The following is a 22,527-nucleotide window of genomic DNA, read 5'->3' on the forward strand; positions in this document are numbered from 1 at the left end:
TCAGGGCGCGGGGCTTTTGGTTTCCCGCCCGTCGCACGGGGTTTCAGGGCACACACTCTTTCGCTGCGGCGGGCCCCTGTGTTACAAGGCTGTAACCGACACGGTGGGTGCGGGCTTCTTCGGGCGGGGAGGCGGACGCGCCGTGGGGGCGCCGGGCGGGCAGGGAACAGGGGGGTAGGGGGCGGAGATGCACATCCTTGCGGTGGATGACGACGAACCGATTCGCGAGCTGCTGGACTCCTACCTGTCGTCGGAAGGTTACCGGGTGACCACGGCGCCGGACGCGGCGGCGGCGCGCAAGGCGCTGGAGGGCGACCCCATCGACCTGGTGGTCTGCGACCTCCGGCTTCCCGACGGCGACGGGCTGGGGCTGGTGCGCCAGATCCGCACCGAATCGCTGATCCCCGTCATCATCCTGTCGTCCAAGGACCAGGACGTGGACCGCATCGTCGGGCTGGAGCTGGGCGCCGACGACTACCTGACCAAGCCGTTCAACCCGCGCGAGCTGCTGGCCCGCATCAAGGCGGTGCTGCGCCGGGTGGCGGGGGAGGGCCGGCCGGCCCGCACCGCCGACGACCTGCGCGCCGTGGTGCAGTTCGCGACCTGGGAGCTCGACCTGACGGCCCAGCGCCTGCGCAACCAGGAGGGGCGCGAGGTCGAGCTGACCAAGGCGGAGTTCGGCCTGCTCGCCGCCTTCGTCAAGCGGCCGCAGCGGGTGCTGACCCGCGACCAGCTGCTCGACCTGACCCGGGCCGACGGGGCGGAGGTGTTCGACCGCTCCATCGACGTGCTGATCCTGCGCCTGCGCCGCAAGATCGAGGCGAACCCCAAGGAGCCGCGCATCATCAAGACCGAGCGCGGCGCCGGCTACGTTTTCGACGCCAAGGTGCGGGCCATCTGACGCCCGCCCCGTCCCCGCCCTTGCCGGGGCCGGGGCCGCGGTCTAGCCTCCGTCGACCACGACCGGGAGGGACGGGCATGGCCGACGCCATCGACTTCTATTTCGACTTCGCCTCGCCGTACGGCTATTTCGCCAGCTTGCAGATCGACGACCTGGCGGCGCGCCACGGCCGCGCCGTGCGCTGGCGCCCGATCCTGCTGGGCGCCGTGTTCAAGGTCACGGGCATGAAGCCGAACATGGAGCAGCCGCTGCGCGGCGAGTACCTCGCCCACGACTCCGGGCGGATCGCCCGCCTGCTGGGCTGCCCCTTCCGCTTTCCCGACGTGATGCCGGTGTCCGCCCTGCTGCCCGCGCGCGCCGTCTGGTGGCTGCAGGAGCGCAGCGAGGCCCAGGCCAAGCGGCTGGCGGCGGCCCTCTACCACGCCCATTGGGGCGAGGGCCGCGACATCGGCCGTGCCGACGCGGTGGTCGAGGTCGCCGCCGCCCTGGGGCTGAACGGGGCGGAGGTGACGGCGGCCATGCAGGATCCGGTGGTCAAGGACCGGCTGCGCGCCGAGACCGACCAGGCCATCGCCCGCGGCGTGTTCGGCTCTCCCTTCATCATGGTCGACGACGAACCGTTCTGGGGCTGGGACCGCCTGCCCATGGTGGAACGCTGGCTGGAGAGCGGCGGCTGGTGAGGGTGCGGCGCGTCACGCGTAGTGGCGGCCGAAGCGGTTGGCGAGGAAGTCCTTGAGGTCGGCGTCCTCCTGGCGGACGAAGCCGGCCTGGGGCAGCTTGCCGCCGCGCAGCAGGTCGACCATGGCGCACACCCCGGCGGCGGTGGTGATCTGGATGGCGCTCCACAGCTTGCCGCCGAGCTGCGCGCTGTAGATCTTCTTGGCGAAGCTCTCCTGCATCAGCCGCCCCTCCTGGCGGCCGCCGACGGTGACGAAGACCAGAACCACGTCCTGCTTGGTCATCGGCACGGCGTTCTCCAGCACGTCCTTGAAGAGGTCGCGGCGCTCGCCCAGGCGCAGGTCCTGGGCCAGGAACTTCACGTGGTCGCGGTGGCCGGGATAGCGCACGGTCTTGTAGTTCAGCGACTCCACCCGCCCGGCCAGGGTGTCGCACAGGGTGCCGAGCCCGCCCGAGGTGTTGAAGGCCTCGTACGCCACCCCGTCCAGGGAGAAGGTCTCCAGCCCCTGGAGCGGCAGCACCTCGCGCAGGGCGCCCTCGTGGATCGCCTCGCACGGGTTGCAGTACTCGTTGATGAGTCCGTCGGTGCTCCAGGTCAGATTGTATTTCAAGGCGTTGGATGGGTAGAGGGGCAGCGCGCCGACCCGCATCGCGATGTCGCGCAGGCTGTCGAAGCGGCGCGCCAGGTCGGCGGCGACCACCGAGACGAAGCCGGGGGCGAGGCCGCATTGCGGCATGAAGGCGGTGGCCGCGCCCTCGGCGATGGCGCGCACCCGGCGGGTGGTCGCCACGTCCTCGGTCAGGTCGAAGTAGTGGACGCCCTGGCCGCGCGCCGCCTCCGCCACCGCGGCGTTGAGGTAGTAGGGCAGGGCCGAGATCACCATGTCGTGGCCGGCCATGGCGGCGGCGAGCGCCGCCGGGTCGGCGACGTCGAGGGTGCGGCACTGCGCCTCGTCGCGGGCGATCAGGGCCAGGCAGGCCTCGTCCCGGTCGGCGACGGTCACCGCGTACTCGCCGGTGGCGTGCAGCAGGTGGCAGATCATGCTGCCGATCTTGCCGGCGCCGAGCAGCAGGACGTGCGTCATGATCCGTCCCCTTTCCATGCGGTATGGTCGTCCCGATCTTTCAGGGTGGGACGCGGACCGGCCCTTGTCCAGCCCACGCCCGCCGCCGCCCCCTTCCGTGACATCAAGGAGCGTGTTTCATGCCGCACACCTTCGTCCCCTTCGCCGTGACCGTCTGCGGGCTGGAGGAGCTGTCGGGCCATTGCGAGACCGGGGTCAGCCACGTGCTGTCGATCCTCGACCCCGAGCACCCGGAGCCCACCGTCTTCGGCGCCTATGGCGAGCACGAGCGGCTGGAGCTGCGGTTCCACGACGTGATCGAGCCGGAAGGGTCGATGCGGGCGGTGACGCCGGCCGAGGTGGAGCGCATCCTCGCCTTCGGCCGCGACCTGCTGAGCGAGCCGGCGGGCTGCGGCCACCTGCTGGTGCACTGCCACGCCGGGGTGTCGCGCTCGACCGCGGCGCTGACGATGATCCTGGCCCAGGCCCGCCCCGACCGGCCGGCGGCGGACGCCATGGCCGCGGTGGTGTCGATCCGCGACAAGGCGTGGCCCAACCTGCTGATGACGGAGTACGCCGACGCGATGCTGGGCCGCGGCGGCGATCTGGTCGCCGCGGTGCGGGCCCGCCACCGCGCCTACGCGCGGCAGCGGCCGGACATGGTGACGTTCATGCTGGAGAACGGCCGCAAGCGCGAGGTCGAGGGACTCTACTGAGCCGGTCTCTCAGCGGAAGTTGCGGCCGTCCGGGAAGGTGCGCTCGGGGGGCGGGGGACGGTGGTGGTCGGCCGTCAGCTCGCCCAGGCGGTGGGTGAGGTCGACGAAGCGCTCCACCTTGAGGTGGATGACCTCGCCCTCCTTCTCCACCCGCCCGGTGGCCGCCAGCAGCCGGGCGGCGATGATCGCGCGGCGGAAGCGCTCGAACACCGGCGGCATCACCACCAGGTTGGCGATCCCCGTCTCGTCCTCCAGGGTGATGAAGATCACCGTGCCGGTGCCCGGCCGCTGGCGCACCAGCACCAGCCCGGCCACCGTCAGCCGCGCCCCGTCGCGCGCCGCCGTCAGGCGCTCCGCCGGGGCCACCCCGGCCAGCCCGTCGCGCAGCAGGGCCAGGGGATGGGCCTTCAGCGACAGGCTGAGGCTGGCGTAGTCCATCGCCACGTGCTCGCCCAGCGCCATGCCGGGCAGCGCCACCGCCGGCTCGACCGCCTCCACTCCGTCGAGCCCGGCGAACAGCGGCAGCGGGTCCGCGCCCAGCGCCTTGACCGCCCACAGCGCCGCCCGCCGGTCCAGCCCCAGCGAGCCGAAGGCGTCCGCCCTGGCCAGCCGCTCCAGCGCTCCCAGGGACAGTCGGGCGCGCCGCCACAGGTCGCGTACGGAGCGGTAGCCGGCGCCGCGCCCCAGCACCAGCCGCTCGGCGTCCTCCTCCGCCAGCCCCTTGACCAGCCGCAGGCCGAGCCGGAGGGGGCGCGTTTCCCCCTCTCCCGCCTCCAGCGTGCAGTCCCACTGCGAACGGTTGACGTCCGGCGGCCGCGCCTCCACCCCGTGCTCGGCGGCGTCGCGGACGATCTGGGCGGGGGCGTAGAAGCCCATGGGCTGGCTGTTCAGCAGCGCCGCGGCGAACACGTCGGGGTGGACGCGCTTGATCCAGGCCGACACGTACACCAGCAGGGCGAAGCTGGCGGCGTGGCTCTCGGGGAAGCCGTATTCGCCGAAGCCCTCGATCTGGCGGAAGCAGCGCTCGGCGAAGTCGGGGGCGTAGCCGTTGTCCGCCATGCCGGTGACGAAGCGGTCGCGGAAGGTGTGGACCAGCCCGGTCTTGCGGAAGGTCGCCATGGCCCGGCGCAGGCGGTCCGCGTCCTCGGGGCTGAAGCCGGCGGCGACGATGGCGATCTTCATGGCCTGCTCCTGGAACAGCGGGACGCCCAGGGTCTTGTGCAGGACCTGGCGCAGGGCGTCGGAGGGGTACTCCACCGGCTCCAGGCCGCGGCGGCGGCGCAGGTAGGGGTGCACCATGTCGCCCTGGATCGGCCCGGGGCGGACGATGGCGACCTCGATGACCAGGTCGTAGAACTCTCGCGGCCGCAGGCGCGGCAGCATCGACATCTGGGCCCGGCTCTCGACCTGGAAGACGCCCAGACTGTCGGCGTGGCACAGCATCTCGTAGACCGCGGGGTCCTCGGCCGGCACGGTGGCCATGGTGTACGTGCGGCCGTGGTGGAGGGCGATCAGGTCGAAGGCCTTGCGCACGCAGGTCAGCATGCCCAGCGCCAGCACGTCGACCTTGAGGATGCCCAGCGTGTCGATGTCGTCCTTGTCCCACTCGATGGTGGTGCGGTCCTCCATGGCGGCGTTCATCACCGGCGACAGCTCGCTCAAGAGGCCGCGGGTGATGACGAAGCCGCCGACGTGCTGGGACAGGTGGCGCGGGAAGCCGATCAGCTCGCGCGCCAGCTCCAGGGTGCGGGCGAGGCGCGGGTCGTCGGGGTCGAGGCCGCCCTGGCGGGCCCGTTCGGCGTCCACCCCGTCGCGGCTCCAGCCCCAGACGGTGCCGGCCAGCCGCCCCACCGTGTCGGCCGACAGCCCCATGGCGGCGCCGACCTCGCGGATGGCGGCGCGGCTGCGGTAGCGGATGACGGTGGCGGCCAGCCCGGCGCGCTCGCGCCCGTACTTGGCGTAGATGTACTGGATCACCTCCTCGCGCCGTTCGTGCTCGAAGTCGACGTCGATGTCCGGCGGCTCGTTGCGGGCGGCCGACACGAAGCGCTCGAACAGCAGGTCGAAGCGGGTCGGGTCGATCTCGGTGATGCCCAGGCAGAAGCACACGGCGGAGTTGGCGGCGCTGCCGCGGCCCTGGCAGAGGATGCCGCGGTCGCGGGCGAAGCGGACGATGTCGTGCACGGTCAGGAAATAGGGGGCGTAGCCGAGCTGGCCGATCAGCGCCAGCTCGTGGTCCAGGGCCGCCCGCACGCCGCCCGGCACGCCCCCGGGGTAGCGCCCGGCGGCCCCCGCCCAGGTCAGGGCGGCCAGCGTCTCCTGGGGCGTGCGGCCGTCGCCGACCACCTCGTCGGGGTACTCGTAGCGCAGCTCGTCCAGGGAGAAGCGGCAGGCGTCGGCGATCTCCGCGCTGCGCGCCACCGCGTCGGGGCGGTCGCGGAACAGGCGCAGCATCTCCGCCGCCCCCTTGAGGTGCCGCTCGGCGTTGGCGGCGAGGCGCCAGCCGGCGGTGTCGACGGTGGTGCGGGTGCGGATGCAGGTCAGCACGTCGGCCAGCGCCCGCCGCCCCGGCCCGTGGTAGAGCACGTCGTTGGTCGCCACCAGGGGCACCCGTTCCGCCGCCGCCACCGCGGCCAGCCGGGCCAGCCGTTTGGCGTCGTCGCCGCGGTAGCGGTGGCTGGCCGCGAGGTGCAGGTGGCGCCCCAGCTCCCCGCGCCAGCGCCGCAGCTCGGCCGCGAAGCCGGGCTCGCGATGGTCGTCGGGGGGGATGGCGAGGAACAGCAGGCCGGCGGCGTGCTCCAGGACGTCGGCGCGGCCGAGGAAGCAGGCCCCCTTGGGCGCGCGCCGCTTGCCCAGGGTCAGCAGGCGCGACAGCCGGGCGTAGGCGGCGCGGTCGGTGGGGTAGGCCAGCAGGCTGCCGGCGTCGGTCAGGTCGAGCCGGCAGCCCACCACCAGGGGCAGCCCGCTGGCCTTGGCGGCGACATGGGCGCGCACCACCCCGGCCAGGCTGTTGCGGTCGGTCACCGCCAGCGCCGCGTGCCCCAGGCTGGCCGCGGTCAGCGCCAGCTCGTCGGCGTGGGAGGCGCCCTCCAGGAAGGTGAAGTTGGTGGTGACCTGCAGCTCGGCGTAGCGGGCGGTCAAGGGACCCTCCCCGTCGCGGGCATGGCCGTCCCGTCCCTCATCCGAAGAACCCGTGCAGGAACCAGGCGGCCTTGACGCCGGGCCGGTAGAGGCCGTGGCGGAACAGCCAGAAGCGACGCCCGTCGGTGTCCTCGACCCGGTAGTAGTCGCGCGGCTCCCCCTCCTGGCGCCACCATTCCGCCTCGATGCGCTCCGGCCCGTCGGCGCGGCGCACGCGGTGCACCGCGCCGCGCCAGCGGAACAGCACCGGCGGGTCGTCGGGGATGGGGGCGATCGCCTCCACCGGCTCGGGCGGGGCCAGCAGGCGCACCGGCCGCAGCCGGCCGGCCGGCCAGGCCGGCACCTCCGGCGGTGCCCCTGGCGGAGTCCCCAGCGGCGGGCACCCCGCCACCGCCCGTTCCGGCAGCCAGCTCTGGCGCGGCACCAGGCGCAGCACCGACTCCGGCCCCAGCCGGTTGCCCAGGCGGTCGACCAGCTCCCCCAGGGGGGCGGCGTCGCCATCCTCGCCGAGACGGTCCAGGCCGATCTGGGTGGCGCCGAGGGGGGCGGTCTCGGGGGCGGTCAGGATCATCGCCTCGAACCCCGGGCCGGGAGCGAGGCGCTCCAGCCGCTCGCCCAGCAGGCGCAGCAGCCCCGCCGGGTCGCGGCGGGGCCGGGCGGTGCCGATGGCGAGGCTCTGCGCCGGGTCGTCGAGGCGGCGGTCGACGCGGTGCGCGTCGAGCACCAGCCGGCGCGCCCCCTCCTGGGTCCGCTCCAACCCGGCGCACAGGCGCTCCAGCAGCCAGCGGGCGGCACCGGCCAGCGAGTCGGGGGCGGCGATCGGCTCGGGGAAGGCGAGGCGGGCGGCGTGGGCCGGCACCGGCCGGCGCGGCGACAGCGGCTCGTCGAGGCGGCCCAGGGCCTGGTCGAGGCGGCGGCCGACCGTCTCGCCGAAGCGGGCGGCCAGGGCGGCGCGCGGCACCGGGTGAAGGTCGCCGATGCGGCGCAGGCCGACCGCCGCCAGCCCCTCCGCGGCGGCCGCCGGCAGGCGCAGGGCGGCCACCGGCAGCGGGTCCAGCGCGGCGCGCTGGCCGCCGGGGGGCACGGCGCGCAGCGGTGCTGCGGCGCAGCGGGCGACCGCCCAGGCCGCCGCCGGGGTGTCGGCGATGGCGGCGCGCGATTCGAAGCCGGCGGCGGCGAGCCGCCCCGCCAGGTCGCGCAGCAGGGGCTGCTCGCCGCCCAGCAGATGGGCGCAGCCGGTGACGTCCAGCAGCAGCCCGTCGCCGCCGTCCGGCACCGTCCACGGCGTGTAGCGCAGCGCCCAGTCGGCCAGCCGGTCGAGCCGGCGGGCGTCGCCCTCGGGGTCGGCGTCGAAGGCGGCCAGCCCCGGCTCCACGGCGCGGGCGTCGGCCAGCGTCGCACCGGGGTGCACCCCGGCCTGCTCCGCCACGCGGTTGACCGCGACCACCACCCGCCGGCCCCGCTCGGCCAGGACCGCGGCGGCCGGGCGGCCGCCCGCCCCCTCGTCCTGCCGGCGCGCCCACGCGTCGGTGGCGAGCCGGGGCAGCCACAGCGACAGGATGCGCCGCGCCATGCCGTCCTCCTTCCGCACCCCATGAATACGAACAAAACAGGAACATGATAGGGCGAATCGCGGTCCCCGTGGAGTCCCCAGGGGATGCCTACGCCGCAAGGCGGGCTTGCCGCATTGGGGCTTGGCCCCGATATGGCGGGCATGACGCTTTCCATGCTGCTGCCGGCCCTGGCGGTGCTCTGCGCCGCCGCCGGAAGCGCCGCCGCCGCCGAGTTCCAGACCTACACCCCGGGTGGGCGAATCGGCGACCAGCCGCCGCCCGCCGCCGCTCCGGCCGTGCCTTCGCCCGAGGCCGGTCGCGACACGCCGGCCGGGGAGCGCCCGCCGCCGCCGGAGGGCCGGCCGCCGGCGCGGCGCGGCAGCTCCACCCCGCCGCCGTCGCCCTCCCTCGCCGGACCGGCGCCGGCGCCGGTCCCGTTGCCGCCCGACATCCGCGGCGCCACCGACGCCTTCAAGCGCGACCTCGACCAGCCCGCCCTCGACCGGCTCCGCCACGACCGCGCGCTGGGCCGCCTCGACCCGTTCCAGGAACGCGACCTGATGCAGCGCCAGCAGCGCCTCAACGACCTGACGCGCGATCCCCTGGCGCGGTGACGCCCGTCCTTCCGCCGCTTTGATCCCGGCCTTCCGCCGCTTTGACATTGCGAGTCGTTCGCAGCTTCGCTAAGCCTGTGGGGTGCGGGGCAGGGCGGGGGGCCGTGGTGGTGGGAGCGACACTGGACGTCAACGGCCTGTTCCGGCGCTACCGCGCGGACCTCCTGCGCTTCCTCGCCCGGCGCGTGCCGTGCCGCGAGGACGCCGCCGACCTCGTCCAGGAATGCTTCATGCGGCTGATGCGCAGCGCCCCGGCGACGCCGGAGATCAAGGACGCCGGGGCCTATCTCTTCACCACCGCGGCCCGCCTCGCCATCGACCATCACCGCCACCGCCGCGTCGCCCGCCCGGCCGAGGACGGCGAGGCGGCGCTGGCCGGCCTCGTGGCGCCGGCGCCGTCGCCGGAAACCGCCGCCGCCGACCGCGAGGAGCTGGCCCGCGCCATGGCCGCCATCGCCGCCCTGCCCGAACGCACCCGCCGGGCCTTCGAGATGCACCGCCTGGGCGGACGCAGCCAGACCGAGATCGCCCGCGAGCTGGGGGTGTCCGTGACCGTGGTCTGGCGTATGATCCATGACGCCTACGCCGCCCTGCGCACCGCGCTGAACGAGGCCCCGGAGGCCTGACCCCGTGCCCCACCGATCCGCGACCCCGCCCTCCGGCGACCCCCTCTGGCAGGAGGCGATCGAGGCCGTCCTCCGCGTCAAGGCGCTGACCGACCCCGCCGCCGCGGACCGCGAGGCGCGCCGCTGGTGCGCCCGCAGCCCGGCCCACGCCGCCCGGTGGGCGGAAGCCGAGCGGGTGTGGCGGGTCGCCGGCGCGCTGCCGCCCGGCCCCGCCATGGCCGCCGTTCCCCTCCCGCTTCACCACCCCGGGCCCACCCGGGGACCGCGCCTCGGCCGGCGCGCCGCGCTGGCCGGTGCGGGGGCGCTGGCGGCCGGGGTGGCCGGGCTGGCGCTGGCCCCGCCGGCGCTGCGCAGCCTGCGCGGCGACCTGGTCACCGGCACGGCCGAGACGCGCGAGGTGCCGCTCGCCGAGGGCAGCCGGATGACGCTGGGTCCGGACAGCGTCGCGCGCATCGATGGCAGCGCGGCACGGCGGCTGGAGATGCTCGACGGACTCGCCTTCGTGGAGGCGCGCACCGATCCCGACCGGCCGCTGGCCGCCGTTGCCGGCCGGCTGCGGGTGGAGGCGGCGGACGGCGCCTTCGAGCTGCGCCGCCACGACGGACGCGCCGCGGTCTCGGTGACCCGGGGCCGCGCCTATGCCCGTGTGGACGGCGCCCCCGGCGCCGCCCCCGCACCCGACGCGGCGCTGGGGCCGGGCGAGTGGCTGGCGGCGGCCGACGACGGCGCAACGGCCGCGCAGACCGGCCGGACCGCGCCCGACCGGGTGGCGTCGTGGCGCGACGGCATGCTGATGGTCGACCGCCGGCCGATCGCCGACGTCGCCGGCGAACTGGGGCGCTGGTACCCCGGCCGCATCCTCGTGCTGGACGACGCCATCGGCCGCCGCCCGGTGTCCGGGGTCTTCGACCTGACCCGGCCCGAGGCGGCCCTGCGCGCCGCCGTCCACCCCTATGGCGGACGGGTGCGCCGCCTGGCCGATTGGCTTCTGCTGGTCGATGCGGGCTGACCGGCACGTTTTTTTCGGCCGGCGCTGTTGAAAGCCGGCGGCCTCGTCCGTCCTGGTTCATGAGAATGCGTCGCACCTGCATGACGCGGCGACGAACCGGATCGAGAGGACAGGATGGGCGTTTCACGGAGCAAGGCCGGCGGGGCGCGCACCCGCCGCGTGGTGGCGGCGTGCCTGGGGACGGCGCTGGCCGCTGGCATGCCGGCGGCGGCGGCGGCTCAAGGGACGGCCTCCCCGAGCGCCACCGCCCGGGGGGCCGTGACGCGCCCCATCGCCTTCGCCATCCCGGCGGGGCCGCTGGAGCAGGCGCTGGAGGCGCTCGGCCGCCAGGCCCGCCTGCAGATCGCCTACGCCCCGGACACGGTGGCGGGCCGGGCGAGCGGCGGCCTGGCCGCCACCGCCACGGCCGAGGAGGCGCTGCGCGCGCTGCTCGACGGCACCGGCATCGGCTGGCGCGTCACCGGTCCGGCGGCGGTGACGCTGCTGCCGCCGGCGGCCGGGGGGGCGATGACCCTCGATCCCGTGACCGTGGAGGGCACGGCCGGGCGCGGGGCGGCGGCCGAGACGTATGTGCCGCAGCGCAGCATCACCGCCACCAAGACCGACACGCCGCTCCTTGAGGTGCCGCAATCGGTGTCGGTGGTGACCCGCGGCGAGCTGGACCGGCGCGCCGCCGACGACCTCAACGACGCGCTGGCGTACACCCCGGGCGTGCGCGTGATCGACTACCCCGGCGGTCCCGGCGCCCCGGACATCTACCTGCGCGGCTTCCGCGACGCCGGCCTGTTCAGCCTCTACCGCGACGGGTTGCGCGCCAGCTTCAACCCCTACGACACCACCATCGAGCCCTACGGGCTGGAGCAGGTGGACGTCCTGAAGGGGCCGGCCTCGGTGCTGTTCGGGCAGGGCACGCCGGGCGGGCTGGTGAACGTCACCACCAAGCGCCCGACCGGCACGCCGCTGCACGAGGTCCAGCTCCAGGGCGGCAGCCACGACCGCCTCCAGGGAGCGGCCGATTTCGGCGGGCCGCTCGACGGCGAGGGGCGCTGGCAGTACCGCCTGACGGCGCTGGCCCGCGACTCCGGAACCCAGGTCGACCACGCCCCCGACGACCGGGTCTACGTCGCCCCGGCGCTGACCTTCCAGCCCGACGACCGCACCCGGGTCACGGTGCTCGCCAGCCACCTCGACCTGAGGCTGAGCGGCGCCGAGCAGAGCATCCCGATGGTCGGCAGCCTGTACGAGAACCCCGCCGGCCAGATCCCCTTCGACCTCTACCTCGGCGAACCCGGCCTGTCGGAATGGCATGTCCGCAACACCGCGGTGGGCTACGACGTGGAGCACGCGTTCGCGCCGGGGTGGAGCGTCCGCCAGAACGCCCGCTACCTCCACACCGACGTCGACTTCCGCTCGGCCTGGGCGGCCACCTGGCCGGTGTCCCTGGTCGACGGCCGCTTCTACCCCATCGGCGTCCAGGACCGGCCGAAGGAGGCCCGCAGCATCCTGGTCGACACCGCGGTTCAGGGCACCGTCGCCACCGGCCCGCTCGCCCATTCGCTGCTGGCCGGCGTCGACTACGGCACCTACTGGCAGAAGGAAACCCGGCGCAATTCCATCAACACCGCCACCATCGACATCTTCAACCCGGTCTATGGCGTCACCGATTTCGTCTACGCCGCGCCCTGGGCGTCGGAAAAGAGCACGGTCGATCAGGTCGGCGTCTATCTTCAGGACCAGATCCGCTACGGCGGCTGGGTGGTGACCCTGGGCGGGCGGCAGGACTGGGTGCGCAGCACCTCCTACGACCGCCTCGCCGACACCGAACAATCGTCCCGCGACCAGGCCTTCACCGGCCGCGCCGGCGTCGTCCACCTCTTCGACAACGGCCTCGCCCCCTACGCCAGCGTCGCCACCTCGTTCCAGCCGAGCAGCGGCACCTACGCGCCGCAACGCGGCGGCGGGATGTTCCAGCCCACCACCGGCACCCAGTACGAGATCGGCGTGAAGCTCCAGCCCTCGGGGTGGGACAGCGTCGTCAGCGTCGCGCTGTTCCACCTCACCCAGGAGAACGTGGTCACCAACGATCCGCTCTATTCCGGTTTCTCGGTGCAGGAAGGGGAGGTTCGCAGCCGGGGCGTCGAGCTGGAAGGCAAGGTGGCGCTGACCGACGCGTTGAGCGTCATCGCGTCCTATGCGTACACCGACGCCGAGATCACCAAGGACAACCCGGCCAGCGGCTCGACCACCAGCAGCGTCGGGCTGACGCCCGCGTCGGTGCCGCGCCACACCGCGGCGCTGTGGGCCGACTACACGGTGACCGACGGGCCGCTGCGCGGCCTCGGGCTGGGCGCCGGCGTGCGCCGGGTCGGCGGCTCCTACAACGCCGCCAACACGGTGAAGGTGCCGGGCTACACCCTGTTCGACGCCGCCGTCCGCTACGACCTCGGCGCGCTGCGGCCGGAGCTCGCCGGCGCGAGCCTCGCCGTCAACGCCACAAACCTGACGGACAAGGAGTATTTCACCCCCGGCTTCTACGACGACACGGTGTTCTACGGCAACCGCCGCCAGGTCCTGGCCACCCTCACCTACCGCTGGTGATCGTCGGCCGCGGCGAGCCGGCCCTTTCTCCGCGGCGTCCATCCGTCTAAACAGGACGGCACGGACGCCACGGAGACCGGACCCATGGACCATCGCCGCACCGACCACCCTTGCTCCCGCGCCCGGTGGGGCGGCGCGCTCGCCGCCGCCGTGCTGCTGGCGGCGGCGCCGGCGGAGGCGCGCACGGTGCTGACCGGCACCGCCTTCGGCGGCGGGTTCCTCGGCCCGCTGGTGGTGCTGTCCCACCTCCTGGGATTCCTGGCCATCGGCCTGTGGGCCGGCCAGAACGGCGGGGCGGCGGCCTGGCAACTGCCGCTGGCGGCGCTGGTGGCGGCGCTGGCCGCCGCCCTGGCGGCCCAGGCCGGGGTGCGCCTGCCCTACGCGGCGGAGGGGCTGGCCGGATCGCTGGTGGTGCTGGGCGCCCTGGTGGCTGGGGCGGTGCGCGCCCCGCTGGTGCTCGCCATGGTGCTGGCCGCGGTGGCGGCGGTGTTCCACGGCTACGTCCGCATCGGCCCCCCCGCCGCGTGGGCCGGCTTCGCCTGCGCCGTGCTGCTGCTGACATCCGCCGGGGTCGGGCTGGTGGCGGTGCTGTGGCAGGCGGTGTCGACGCGCGCCGTCCAGATGTGTGGCGTGGCCGTCGCGGTGGTCGGCGTTCTGGACCTCGCCGGCGTCCTTTAGACCCGGGTCGCCTTGAAAAAGGCACGGGGCTGGTATCTTGTGTCCCGGTTCCCGTGCCCCGCCCCGGCCCGCAAGGCGGGGGCGGCCTGTTTGCCCGAGGAAGGACCGCCGTGCCGCGCGACCCCGACCACGCCGCCCGCCCCGCCCGCCCCGTCCCCGGTCCCGGCCGTCCGGCCACCCGACGAGACCTGCTGGCCGGGGCCGGCGGGCTGGCGCTGTGGGCGGGGTGCAGCGGGCTGGCGGGGGGGACGGCGGCGGCCCAGGATCTGCGCTTCTTCCGGATCGCCACCGGCACCACCGGCGGCACCTATTTCCCGATCGGCGGGCTGATCGCCAACGCCATCTCCAACCCGCCCGGGTCGCGGCCGTGCGAGCGCGGCGGAAGCTGCGGCGTGCCCGGCCTGATCGCCGTCGCCCAGGCGACCTCCGGCTCGGTGGAGAACATCGAGCTGCTGCGGTCCGGCGGGGCGGAGGCGGCGCTGGGCCAGGCCGACGTGGTGTTCTGGGCGTACACCGGCAACGGCATCTACGACGGCCAGCCCCCGTTCGACTCGCTGCGCAGCATCGGCACGCTCTACACCGAGGCGGTGCACATCGTGGTGCGCGCCGACGGCGACATCGCCGGCGTCGCCGACCTCAAGGGCAAGGTGGTGTCGGTGGGCGAGGAGGGATCGGGAACCCTGGTGGACGCCCGCGTCGTCCTCGACGCCTACGGCTTGTCGGAGAAGGACATCCAGCCGCGCTATCTCAAGCCGGGGACCGCCGCCGACCGGCTGGCGCGGCGCGACCTCGACGCCTTCTTCATCGTCGGCGGCTTCCCCGTCGCGGCGGTCTCCGACGTCGCCTCGCGGGTCGCGGTGCGGCTGCTGCCCATCGACGGCCCGGCGGCCCAGCGCCTGAAGGCGCATCAGCGATTCTTCATCGACACCTCGGTGCCGGCCGGCACCTACCCCGACGTGCCGGACACGCCGGTGCTGAGCGTCGGCGCCGAGTTCGTGGTGCGGGCGGACCGCCCGGCGGACCTGATCCACGGCATCACCCGCGCGCTGTGGCACGACAGCACGCGCCGCCTGATCGCCGAAGGCCATCCCAAGGGCGGCAGCTTCGACCCCACCAGCGCCGTGGCCAACGTCTCCATCCCCCTGCACGCCGGGGCCGAACGCTACTACCGGGAGATCGGCCTGATCGGCAACGCCGCCAACGAGGCGGAACCGAAGCCGCCCCCGGTGGCCGCCCCGGCCCCCGCCGCCCCCCCTCCGGCCGGTGCCCCCGCCGCCGCCGATTGAGCCCCGGCCGACCGAGTCCGGCCGACCGAGTCCCTGCCGATGCGGAGATCCGCCATGCCCGACGCTGCCCCGATCACCGCCCCCTACGGCACCTGGGAGTCGCCGGTCAGCCCGCGCCGCCTCACCGCCGGCGGGGTCGGGCTGCGCGCGCCGTGGCGGTCCGGCGACACCACGGTGTGGCTGGAGTCCCGGCCCTCCGACGGCGGGCGGACGGTGCCGGTGCGCCTCGGCGCCGACGGGGTGGCCAGCGACCTGCTGGGCGCCGGCTGGGACGTCCACGGCCGTGCGAACGAGTACGGCGGCGGCGATTTCCTGGTGCTGGACGCCGCCGCGACGGACATCGTGTTCTGCTCCGGCGGCGATCAGGCGCTGCACCGCTGCGCCGGGGCCGGCGCCGCCCCGGTGGCGCTGACCCGGCCGGGGACCGACCGCTTCGCCGACCCGCAGCACGATGCGGCGCGCAACCGCCTGGTCGCCGTGCGCGAACGCCACCCCGCGGATGGCCGCCCCGCGGATGGCGACAACGCGCCCGCGACCACGCTGGTCGCCGTGGCGCTCGACCCGGCGGGGCAGCGGGATGCCGTCACGGTGCTGGCCGCCGGCGCCGATTTCTACGCCAGCCCGCGCCTGTCGCCCGACGGCGGCCGGCTGGCCTGGATCGCCTGGGACCATCCCGCCATGCCGTGGGACGCCACCCGGCTGTGGGTCGCCCCGCTGGACCCCGACGGCGGGCTCGGGGCGCCGACGATGGTGGCCGGCGGGCCGGCGGAATCGGTGGTGCAGCCGGTCTGGCTGCCCGACGGCCGGCTGGCCTACGTGTCCGACCGCAGCGGCTGGTGGAACCTGTATGTCTGGGATGGCGCGACCGACCGTCCGCTGCTGCCGATGGCGGCGGAGTTCGCCCACCCGCTGTGGGTCTTCGGCATCCGCGACGTGGCCGTGGTGGACGCCCGCACCCTGGCCTGCGCCGTCACCCGCGACGGCACCTGGTCGGTCGGGCTGGTCGATGTGGAAAGCGGCACCTTGCGCCCCTACGACCTGCCCTTCACCGACATCGGCCAACTCTGGGCCGACGGCCGGACGCTCACCTTCTGCGCCGCCGGCCCGGCGACGCCGAGCGCCGTGGTCACCCTCGACCTCGACAGCGGCGCCGTGGCCACGGTGCGCCACAGCACCGCCGAGCGGCCGGACCCGGCCTGCGTGTCGGTGGCCCGGGCCATCCGCTTCCCGACCGGCGGCGGGGCCGAGGCCCATGCCTTCTACTACCCCCCGGCCAACGCCCGCTATTGCGCCCCGGAGGGGGAGCGGCCGCCGCTGATCGTGCGCAGCCACGGCGGGCCGACCGCCGCGGCGTCGGCGGCCTACGAGCCGCGCATCCAGTTCTGGACCAGCCGGGGCTTCGCCGTGGTCGACGTCAACTACCGCGGCAGCACCGGCTACGGCCGCCCCTACCGGGACGCGCTGAAGGGGGAGTGGGGCGTGGCCGACGTGGAGGACTGCGTCGCCGCCGCCCGCCACCTCGCCGACCGCGGCCTCGCCGACCCGGCACGGCTCGCCATCGCCGGCGGCAGCGCCGGGGGCTACACCGTGCTGTGCGCGGTCACCTTCCACGACGTGTTCCGCGCCGGGGCCAGCCGCTACGGCATCAGCGACCTGGAGACCCTGGCCACCGACACCCACAAGTTCGAGAAGCACTACCTCGACACCCTGGTCGGCCCCTATCCGGAGCGCCGCGACCTCTACGTCGCCCGCTCGCCGATCCACCACGTGGAGAGGCTGGCGGTGCCCATGGTCTTCTTCCAGGGACTGCAGGACCGGGTGGTGCCGCCGGACCAGGCGCGCCGCATGGTCGACGCCATCGACGCCAAGGGCCTGCCCGTCGCCTACGTCACCTTTCCCGAGGAGCGCCACGGCTTCCGCACCGCCGCGGCGATCGTCGCCGCCATGGAGGGCGAGCTGTACTTCTACGGCCGCGTCTTCGGCTTCACCCCGGCCGACGACCTCCCGGCGATCCCGATCCGCAACCTGGACTGACGCCGGCGTGCGGGCCGGCCCGCCGCTACTGGAACAGCGGCACCGGCAGCAGCCCGCCGAGGCCCCAGGGCCGGTTCAACCCGCGCTCCAGGCCGTAGGGGGAGCGGGCGCCGAGGTTGCGCTCGAAGATCTCGCCGTAGTTGCCGACCTGGGCGATCACCGTGAGCGCCCAGTCCTTCGGCATGTGCCAGGCGTCGGGCACCGTCTGGCCGCCCAGCAGGCGGGCCAGTTCGGGATCGTCGGGGATGTCGCCGGCCCGCGCCATGGCCGCGGTGAAGCCCTTCTCCTCGGCCAGCAGGGTGGCGTAGATGGCCCAGCGGACCAGGTCGTACCAGACCCGGTCGCCACGGGCGATGAAGGGGGTCAGCGGCTCGCGCGAGATGACGTCGGGCAGGATGCGGATGCCCAGGCCGGCGCGGCGGTAACCGGCCAGCGAGGTGGTCAGGACGCTGCGGTCGGTGGTGAACAGCTCGCACTGGCGGCCGAGGAACGCCTGGAGCGCCTCGTCCAGCGTGGTGAAGGTGCGGATCGACCAGCGCCGGCCGGTGCGCTGGATGTAATCCTCCAGGTTGCGCAGCGTCGTCGTCGCCGACTTCACGCACACGGTGCTGGGCTCCAGCTGGTCGAGCGGCACCAGACGCGGGTCGTCGGTCCAGGCGGCGAAGCCCTGGCCGTCGTAATAGAGGGGATCGAGGAACTCCACGTCGTAGCCGACCTCCCGGCTCAACGTCCAGGTGGTGGTGGTGAGGACGATGTCGACGTAGCCGCGCTCCACCGCCTCGAAGTCCAGCGGCTTGTCGGGCAGGCGGGCGACCTGGAACGCCTCGGCGTCGCCAAGCACGGCGGCGGCGATGACCCGGCAGTAGTCGACGAGGAACCCGGCCAGGCGGCCGCGCTCGTCGGTGTGGGTGAAGCCCTTGATGCCGGCCCGCTCGCCGCAGATCAGCTCGCCGCGCCCGCGGACCGCCGCGACCGTGGCGCCGTCGCTGATGGCGGCCCCGGGGGCCGGGTCCGCCGCGCGGGCCGGCGCCGGCGTCACCGTCAGCAGCGCCGCCGTCAGCATCGCCAGGGTGAACGCCAAGGCCGTCCCGGGCCGTCCGACGCTCGTTCCGCCGCCCCGCCGTGCCATCGTCTGCCGTCCTCCCCCGCCGTGGTCGGCCGCCACTATAGCGGCGGGGCCGGGGGCCGGACAGCCCCGCCGAGACACCCTGCCGCGACACCCCGCCGTGACACCCCGCCGCGACGCCGCCGCCGCCGCTTGGCCCGGGGTGTCTCAGGCGGCGCCGCGGGTGCGGGCCAGCAGGTCGTTGAGGGCGCGGGACTCCTCGGACAGGCGGTGGGCGTTCTCGATCAGCCCGTCGGCGATGCCGCCGACCCGTCCGGCCTGCTCGGTCACGCCGCCGATGATGCCGGTGAGCCGGGCCGAGCCGCCGGCGATGTCGTCGACCCGGCGCAGGATCTCGGTGGAGGAGAGGTTCTGGTTGTCGACGGCGCTGCCGATGGAATCCTGCACCCGGTTGACGGTGTCCACCGCTTCGACGATGCGCTCGAAGGTGCCGACGGTGGCGCGGATGCTGCCGTTGATGCTGTCGACGGAGCTGGAGATCTGCACGGTGGCGCTTGCCGTCTCCTCGGCCAGCTTCTTGACCTCGGCGGCGACCACGGCGAAGCCCTTGCCGGACTCCCCGGCGGCGGCGGCCTCGATCGTGGCGTTCAGCGCCAGCAGCTTGGTCTGCCGGGCGATGCCGGTGATGACGTCGACGATGCGCATGATCTGCACCGTGTTGTCGCCCAGCGTGCGGACGATGGCCCCGGTCTCGTCGAGCCGGGTCATGGCCTCGCCCACCACCGAGGCGGCCCGGCCGGCCAGGGAGGACACGCTGCCGATGTCCTTCATCAAGGTGGTGCCGCAGTCGCGGGCCATGTCGGCGCTGCGTCCGGCCTCGGCGACCATCACCTTGGCGTCGCCGACGCTGGCGATGGTGCTCGACGATTCCTCCTGAAGCGCGGCGGCCAGCGTGCGCAGCTGCTCCGCCTGCAGGGCGCAGGCCGAGGCGACGCGGTGCACGTCGTCCATCAGCCGGCGCGAGGCCTCGGCGGCGCGCACCTGCTCGCTCACGTCGGCCCAGGTCACCGCCTTGCCGATGGGGTTGCCCTGGTCGTCCCGCACGGCGTCGACGTTGAGCTCGACCGACGTGTCGGCCAGCGCCACCAGCCGGCGGTGCACCGCCGGCGCGTCGGGGTCGTTGGCGGCGACGATGGCCACGCCCTCCGGTCCCACCAGGGCCGGGGTCGCGACGTCGGTGCCGTGGCGGCCGCAGAACGCGACCGCAGCGGGATTGGCGAAGCGCCCGGTGCCGTCGGCGCCCAGGAAAACGGTGGGCATCGGGCTGCTCTCCACCATCCGCTTCATCAGGAAGACCTGCTCGACGTTGCCGCGCAGGCGCACCAGGGCGGCCGCCATCACCGCCAGCTCGTCGCGCCCGGTCCGTGGCACCTCGATGGAGGTGTCGCCGCGCGAGATCTGCTCCATCGCCCCGGCGAATTTCCGCAGGTTGCGGAACACCGCCATGTGCAGAAGCAGGTAGGCGCCCGCCGACAGGACCAGCGCGACCAGGGCGAACAGCTCCACCGCCGTGTTGCGCAGGGTGGCGACGCTGGCGACGAAGCCGCCGATGTCGCGGGCGATGGCGATGGTCGCCCAGGGGTGGCCGCCGTCGCCGTTCACGGTCACCATGGTGGTGGACAGGTTGGCCCCGTCCTGGGGTTCGGCACCGCCGCGGTTGCTCTCGCCGATGGCGTTGCCCGCGGCGTCGAGGAACCGGATGTCGGCGCCCAGCGCCTGGCCCAGCGTGGCGAACGCATCCAGCGGGTCCGTCACCACCTCCAGGAAGCCGGCGACCCGGAAGCCGCCGATCGGCACGATCATGCTGTACAGCGGATGCCCGTCGGCGGTGCGCCACAGCCGGATGGCGCGCTGGCGCTTTTCCTGGATGTCGCGGGCGCGCAGCGCCTCCGCGATGTCCGGCAGCGACACCACCGTGGCCTCCCGGCCGAGCTTGGAGCCGGCGACCGGCCGCATCTCGGCGTCGAAGACGTTGAGGGCCACCAGCTTGACGGCGCGGTCCACCACCACCGGGCGCTGGAAGACGCCGTCCAGCGACAGCCCGACCTTCTCCGCGTCCGCCGCCTTGGTGGCGGTGACGAGGTAGGTGTCGCGGCTCCACTCGTCGACGTGGGGGTAGAGCCAGTCGGTGTAGCTGGTCTGCACCCGGTCCATCATCAGGGCCCGGGCGGCGTCGGCCCCGGCGGCGTCCATCGTCTCCACCGCGAAGTCGGTGTAACGGTCGGAGACCCAGGTCTGGCTGGCGTAGAGCACGGCCAGCAGCAGCCCACCCACCAGCAGGAGGGTGCGCCTCAGGGTCCACAAACGATACCGGGTGCCATCCGCCGCCTGACGCTGCATGTCGGTTTCTCCCACTCCGCAGGTGTGCGGGCCCGCCGTGCGCGGACGGGCCATGCGATGCGGGGGCACCATGCCAGGGCGGCTTGAACAGGGTTCACGGCCGGTGTGAACAGATTGTAGCGAAGTGCGGCATTTTGTTGCCGCGCCCACGCAAGGTCCGGTCGTTCGCCGCGGCGCCGCCCCGTCACGCCACGTCGGTGGCGAACACGTAGCCGCTGCCGTGCACGGTGACGATCAGGCGGGGATCGGCGGGGTCGTCCTCCAGCAGGCGGCGCAGCCGGCGCACCAGGCTGTCGATGGTGCGGTCGGTGGCGTCGCTGCGCCGGCGGGTGGTGGCTTCCAGCAGGTAGTCGCGGGTCATCACCCGTCCGGGATTGCTGGCGAACACCGACAGCAGCTCGAACTCGGCCCCGGTCAGCCGCACGTCGGCGCCGTCGGGGTCGACCAGGCGGCGGCGGTCGACGTAGAGGGTCCAGCCGGCGAAGCGGCGGTGGCGGTCCTGGCGGGCCACGGCGGCCCCGCGCACGCGGCGCAGCAGGTTGCGGGTGCGGGCCAGCACCTCGCGCGGCTCGAACGGTTTGACGATGTAGTCGTCGGCGCCCATCTCCAGCCCGACGATGCGGTCGAGCCGGTCGCCGCGGCTGGTCAGCAGGATGATGCCGATGGCCGAGGAGACGCGCAGCTCGCGGGTCACGGTGAGGCCGTCCTTGCCGGGCAGGCGGATGTCGAGCAGGACGATGTCCACGGGCTGGCGGGCCAGCAGGGACTCCAGGTCCTCGGCGTTGGCGGCGGCGTGGACGGCGATGCCCTCGTCCTCGAGATAGGCCTTCAGCGTCTCGCGCGTCACCGCGTCGTCGTCGACTACCGCCACGTTGGCTTGCATGGGTGCCCGCCTTGCCCGGCCTCGCCGCCCCGTCACGGCGGCGCTCCGGAACGATGGAGCAGGTCACGGTGCCGCGTCCAGCGCCGCGCGCCGCGCGCTCCAGGAAAAGAGGGCCCGCCGCCATCACCCGCGGGGGACGCCCGACCGGCGGCGGGCCCGAGTGCAGCCGTCCTCCGGACGTGCCCGACCGGAGGAGACGGCAACGGCTCCGCCCGGCCCACAGGGTGGAAGGCGTGGGCCGGGCGGAGCCGATTCAGTGTGCCAGGATCTGGCTGAGGAACAGCTTGGTGCGGTCCGAATGGGGGTTGGTGAAGAAGTTGTCGGGGGTGTTCTGCTCGACGATCTCGCCGCGGTCCATGAAGATCACCCGGTCGGCCACCGACTTGGCGAAGCCCATCTCGTGGGTCACGCACAGCATGGTCATGCCCGACGAGGCCAGGCCGACCATGACGTCCAGCACCTCCTTGACCATCTCCGGGTCGAGCGCCGAGGTCGGCTCATCGAACAGCATGATGCGCGGGTTCATGCACAGCGACCGGGCGATGGCGACGCGCTGCTGCTGGCCGCCGGAGAGCTGGCCCGGGTACTTGTGGGCCTGGTTGGCGATCTGCACCCGCTCCAGGTACTGCATGGCCGTGGCCTCGGCCTCGGCCTTGGACTGGCGGCGCACCCAGATCGGCGCCAGCGTGCAGTTCTCCAGCACCGTGAGGTGGGGGAACAGGTTGAAGTGCTGGAACACCATGCCGACCTCGCGGCGCACCATCTCGATGTTCTTGAGGTTGCCGGTCAGCTCGATGCCATCGATGACGATGCGGCCCTTCTGGTGCTCCTCCAGCCGGTTCAGGCAGCGGATCAGGGTCGACTTGCCGGAGCCCGACGGGCCGCAGATGACGATGCGCTCGCCGCGCCGCACCGTCAGGTCGATGTTCCGCAGCACGTGGAACTCGCCGTACCACTTGTTGACGCCGAGGCAGTGGATGATGTCGGCGTCCTCGGCCAGCGCCGCGCCGGCGGAGGCGGTGCCGGTGGTGGCGGCGGTGGCGGACTGGGTCATGGCCATGATGGGAATTCTCCTAGTGCCAGGCTAGTGCCGGCGCGTGCGGTTCAGGTCCTTCTCCAGCCACTGGCTGTACTTGGACATGAAGAAGCAGAAGCACCAGTAGATGAGACCGATGAAGAGGTAGGCCTCCCGGTAGTAGCCGCGCCAGGCCGGATCGGTCAGCGCCGCCTTGGCCGTGCCGAGCAGGTCGTAGAGGCCGATGATGATGACCAGCGAGGTG

General features: G+C 74.0%; 17 protein-coding genes and 1 pseudogene. 10 read left to right on the forward strand and 8 right to left on the reverse strand.

Annotated features, from left to right (window positions below):
* Positions 1–187 precede the first annotated feature (187 nt).
* Together AC6H2I_RS24885 and AC6H2I_RS24890 are read left to right on the forward strand one after the other, a co-directional pair.
* Positions 188–901 carry a response regulator gene (locus tag AC6H2I_RS24885; RefSeq protein ID WP_497503454.1) on the forward strand — a complete coding sequence of 238 codons (714 nt, stop codon included), beginning with the start codon at positions 188–190 and terminating at the stop codon, positions 899–901.
* Positions 902–978: 77 nt separating this feature from the next.
* The gene (locus AC6H2I_RS24890; RefSeq protein ID WP_497503455.1) at positions 979–1,581 is read left to right on the forward strand and encodes a 2-hydroxychromene-2-carboxylate isomerase; all 603 of its coding nucleotides are present in this window, start codon (positions 979–981) and stop codon (positions 1,579–1,581) included.
* 12 nt (positions 1,582–1,593) lie between these two features.
* On the opposite strand, the gene AC6H2I_RS24895 is transcribed toward AC6H2I_RS24890, so the two are convergent.
* On the reverse strand, positions 1,594–2,664 hold the full coding sequence (locus AC6H2I_RS24895) for a saccharopine dehydrogenase family protein (protein ID WP_497503456.1): 1,071 nt from the start codon (positions 2,662–2,664) through the stop codon (positions 1,594–1,596).
* A 119-nt stretch (positions 2,665–2,783) separates the two neighbouring features.
* On the opposite strand from AC6H2I_RS24895, the gene AC6H2I_RS24900 reads away from it, so the two are divergent.
* On the forward strand, positions 2,784–3,359 hold the full coding sequence (locus AC6H2I_RS24900; RefSeq protein WP_497503457.1) for a tyrosine phosphatase family protein: 576 nt from the start codon (positions 2,784–2,786) through the stop codon (positions 3,357–3,359).
* 9 nt (positions 3,360–3,368) lie between these two features.
* Here the strand turns inward: AC6H2I_RS24900 and AC6H2I_RS24905 are convergent, their stop codons facing one another.
* Positions 3,369–6,500: an error-prone DNA polymerase gene (locus AC6H2I_RS24905; RefSeq protein ID WP_497503458.1), complete on the reverse strand. Its 3,132-nt coding sequence runs from the start codon at positions 6,498–6,500 to the stop codon at positions 3,369–3,371.
* A gap of 37 nt (positions 6,501–6,537) precedes the next feature.
* Positions 6,538–8,073: a Y-family DNA polymerase gene (locus AC6H2I_RS24910; RefSeq protein WP_497503459.1), complete on the reverse strand. Its 1,536-nt coding sequence runs from the start codon at positions 8,071–8,073 to the stop codon at positions 6,538–6,540.
* Between the two features lie 141 nt (positions 8,074–8,214).
* Between AC6H2I_RS24910 and AC6H2I_RS24915 the strand changes: the two genes are divergently transcribed.
* From AC6H2I_RS24915 to AC6H2I_RS24945, 7 genes are all read left to right on the forward strand, one after another.
* Positions 8,215–8,667 (forward strand): hypothetical protein, encoded by a 453-nt coding sequence (locus AC6H2I_RS24915; protein WP_497503460.1) that lies wholly within the window; start codon positions 8,215–8,217, stop codon positions 8,665–8,667.
* Between the two features lie 107 nt (positions 8,668–8,774).
* On the forward strand, positions 8,775–9,293 hold the full coding sequence (locus AC6H2I_RS24920) for an RNA polymerase sigma factor (protein WP_497503461.1): 519 nt from the start codon (positions 8,775–8,777) through the stop codon (positions 9,291–9,293).
* A 4-nt stretch (positions 9,294–9,297) separates the two neighbouring features.
* Positions 9,298–10,302, forward strand: coding sequence for a FecR family protein (locus AC6H2I_RS24925; RefSeq protein WP_497503462.1), 1,005 nt, complete (start codon positions 9,298–9,300; stop codon positions 10,300–10,302).
* A 114-nt stretch (positions 10,303–10,416) separates the two neighbouring features.
* Entirely contained in the window at positions 10,417–12,900 is a 2,484-nt protein-coding gene (locus AC6H2I_RS24930) for a TonB-dependent siderophore receptor (RefSeq protein ID WP_497503463.1), read from the forward strand.
* A gap of 84 nt (positions 12,901–12,984) precedes the next feature.
* Positions 12,985–13,578, forward strand: a complete 594-nt coding sequence (locus tag AC6H2I_RS24935) for a HupE/UreJ family protein (protein WP_497503464.1) — start codon at positions 12,985–12,987, stop codon at positions 13,576–13,578.
* Between the two features lie 110 nt (positions 13,579–13,688).
* Complete coding sequence (locus AC6H2I_RS24940; protein ID WP_497503465.1) at positions 13,689–14,864, forward strand: TAXI family TRAP transporter solute-binding subunit; 1,176 nt, start codon at positions 13,689–13,691, stop codon at positions 14,862–14,864.
* Between the two features lie 54 nt (positions 14,865–14,918).
* Positions 14,919–16,898, forward strand: coding sequence for a dipeptidyl-peptidase 5 (locus AC6H2I_RS24945; protein ID WP_497503466.1), 1,980 nt, complete (start codon positions 14,919–14,921; stop codon positions 16,896–16,898).
* A 25-nt stretch (positions 16,899–16,923) separates the two neighbouring features.
* On the opposite strand, the gene AC6H2I_RS24950 is transcribed toward AC6H2I_RS24945, so the two are convergent.
* The 5 genes and pseudogenes from AC6H2I_RS24950 to AC6H2I_RS24970 all read right to left on the reverse strand — a co-directional run.
* Entirely contained in the window at positions 16,924–17,979 is a 1,056-nt protein-coding gene (locus AC6H2I_RS24950; RefSeq protein WP_497503467.1) for a type 2 periplasmic-binding domain-containing protein, read from the reverse strand.
* Between the two features lie 192 nt (positions 17,980–18,171).
* On the reverse strand, positions 18,172–20,364 hold the full coding sequence (locus AC6H2I_RS24955) for a methyl-accepting chemotaxis protein (RefSeq protein WP_497503468.1): 2,193 nt from the start codon (positions 20,362–20,364) through the stop codon (positions 18,172–18,174).
* Positions 20,365–20,548: 184 nt separating this feature from the next.
* Complete coding sequence (locus AC6H2I_RS24960; RefSeq protein WP_497503469.1) at positions 20,549–21,247, reverse strand: response regulator; 699 nt, start codon at positions 21,245–21,247, stop codon at positions 20,549–20,551.
* A 253-nt stretch (positions 21,248–21,500) separates the two neighbouring features.
* On the reverse strand, positions 21,501–22,307 hold the full coding sequence (locus tag AC6H2I_RS24965; RefSeq protein WP_497503470.1) for an amino acid ABC transporter ATP-binding protein: 807 nt from the start codon (positions 22,305–22,307) through the stop codon (positions 21,501–21,503).
* A gap of 24 nt (positions 22,308–22,331) precedes the next feature.
* Positions 22,332–22,527, reverse strand: a pseudogene (locus AC6H2I_RS24970) (amino acid ABC transporter permease); the annotation flags it as partial.

This window comes from Azospirillum sp. NS33 (genome assembly GCF_059703765.1).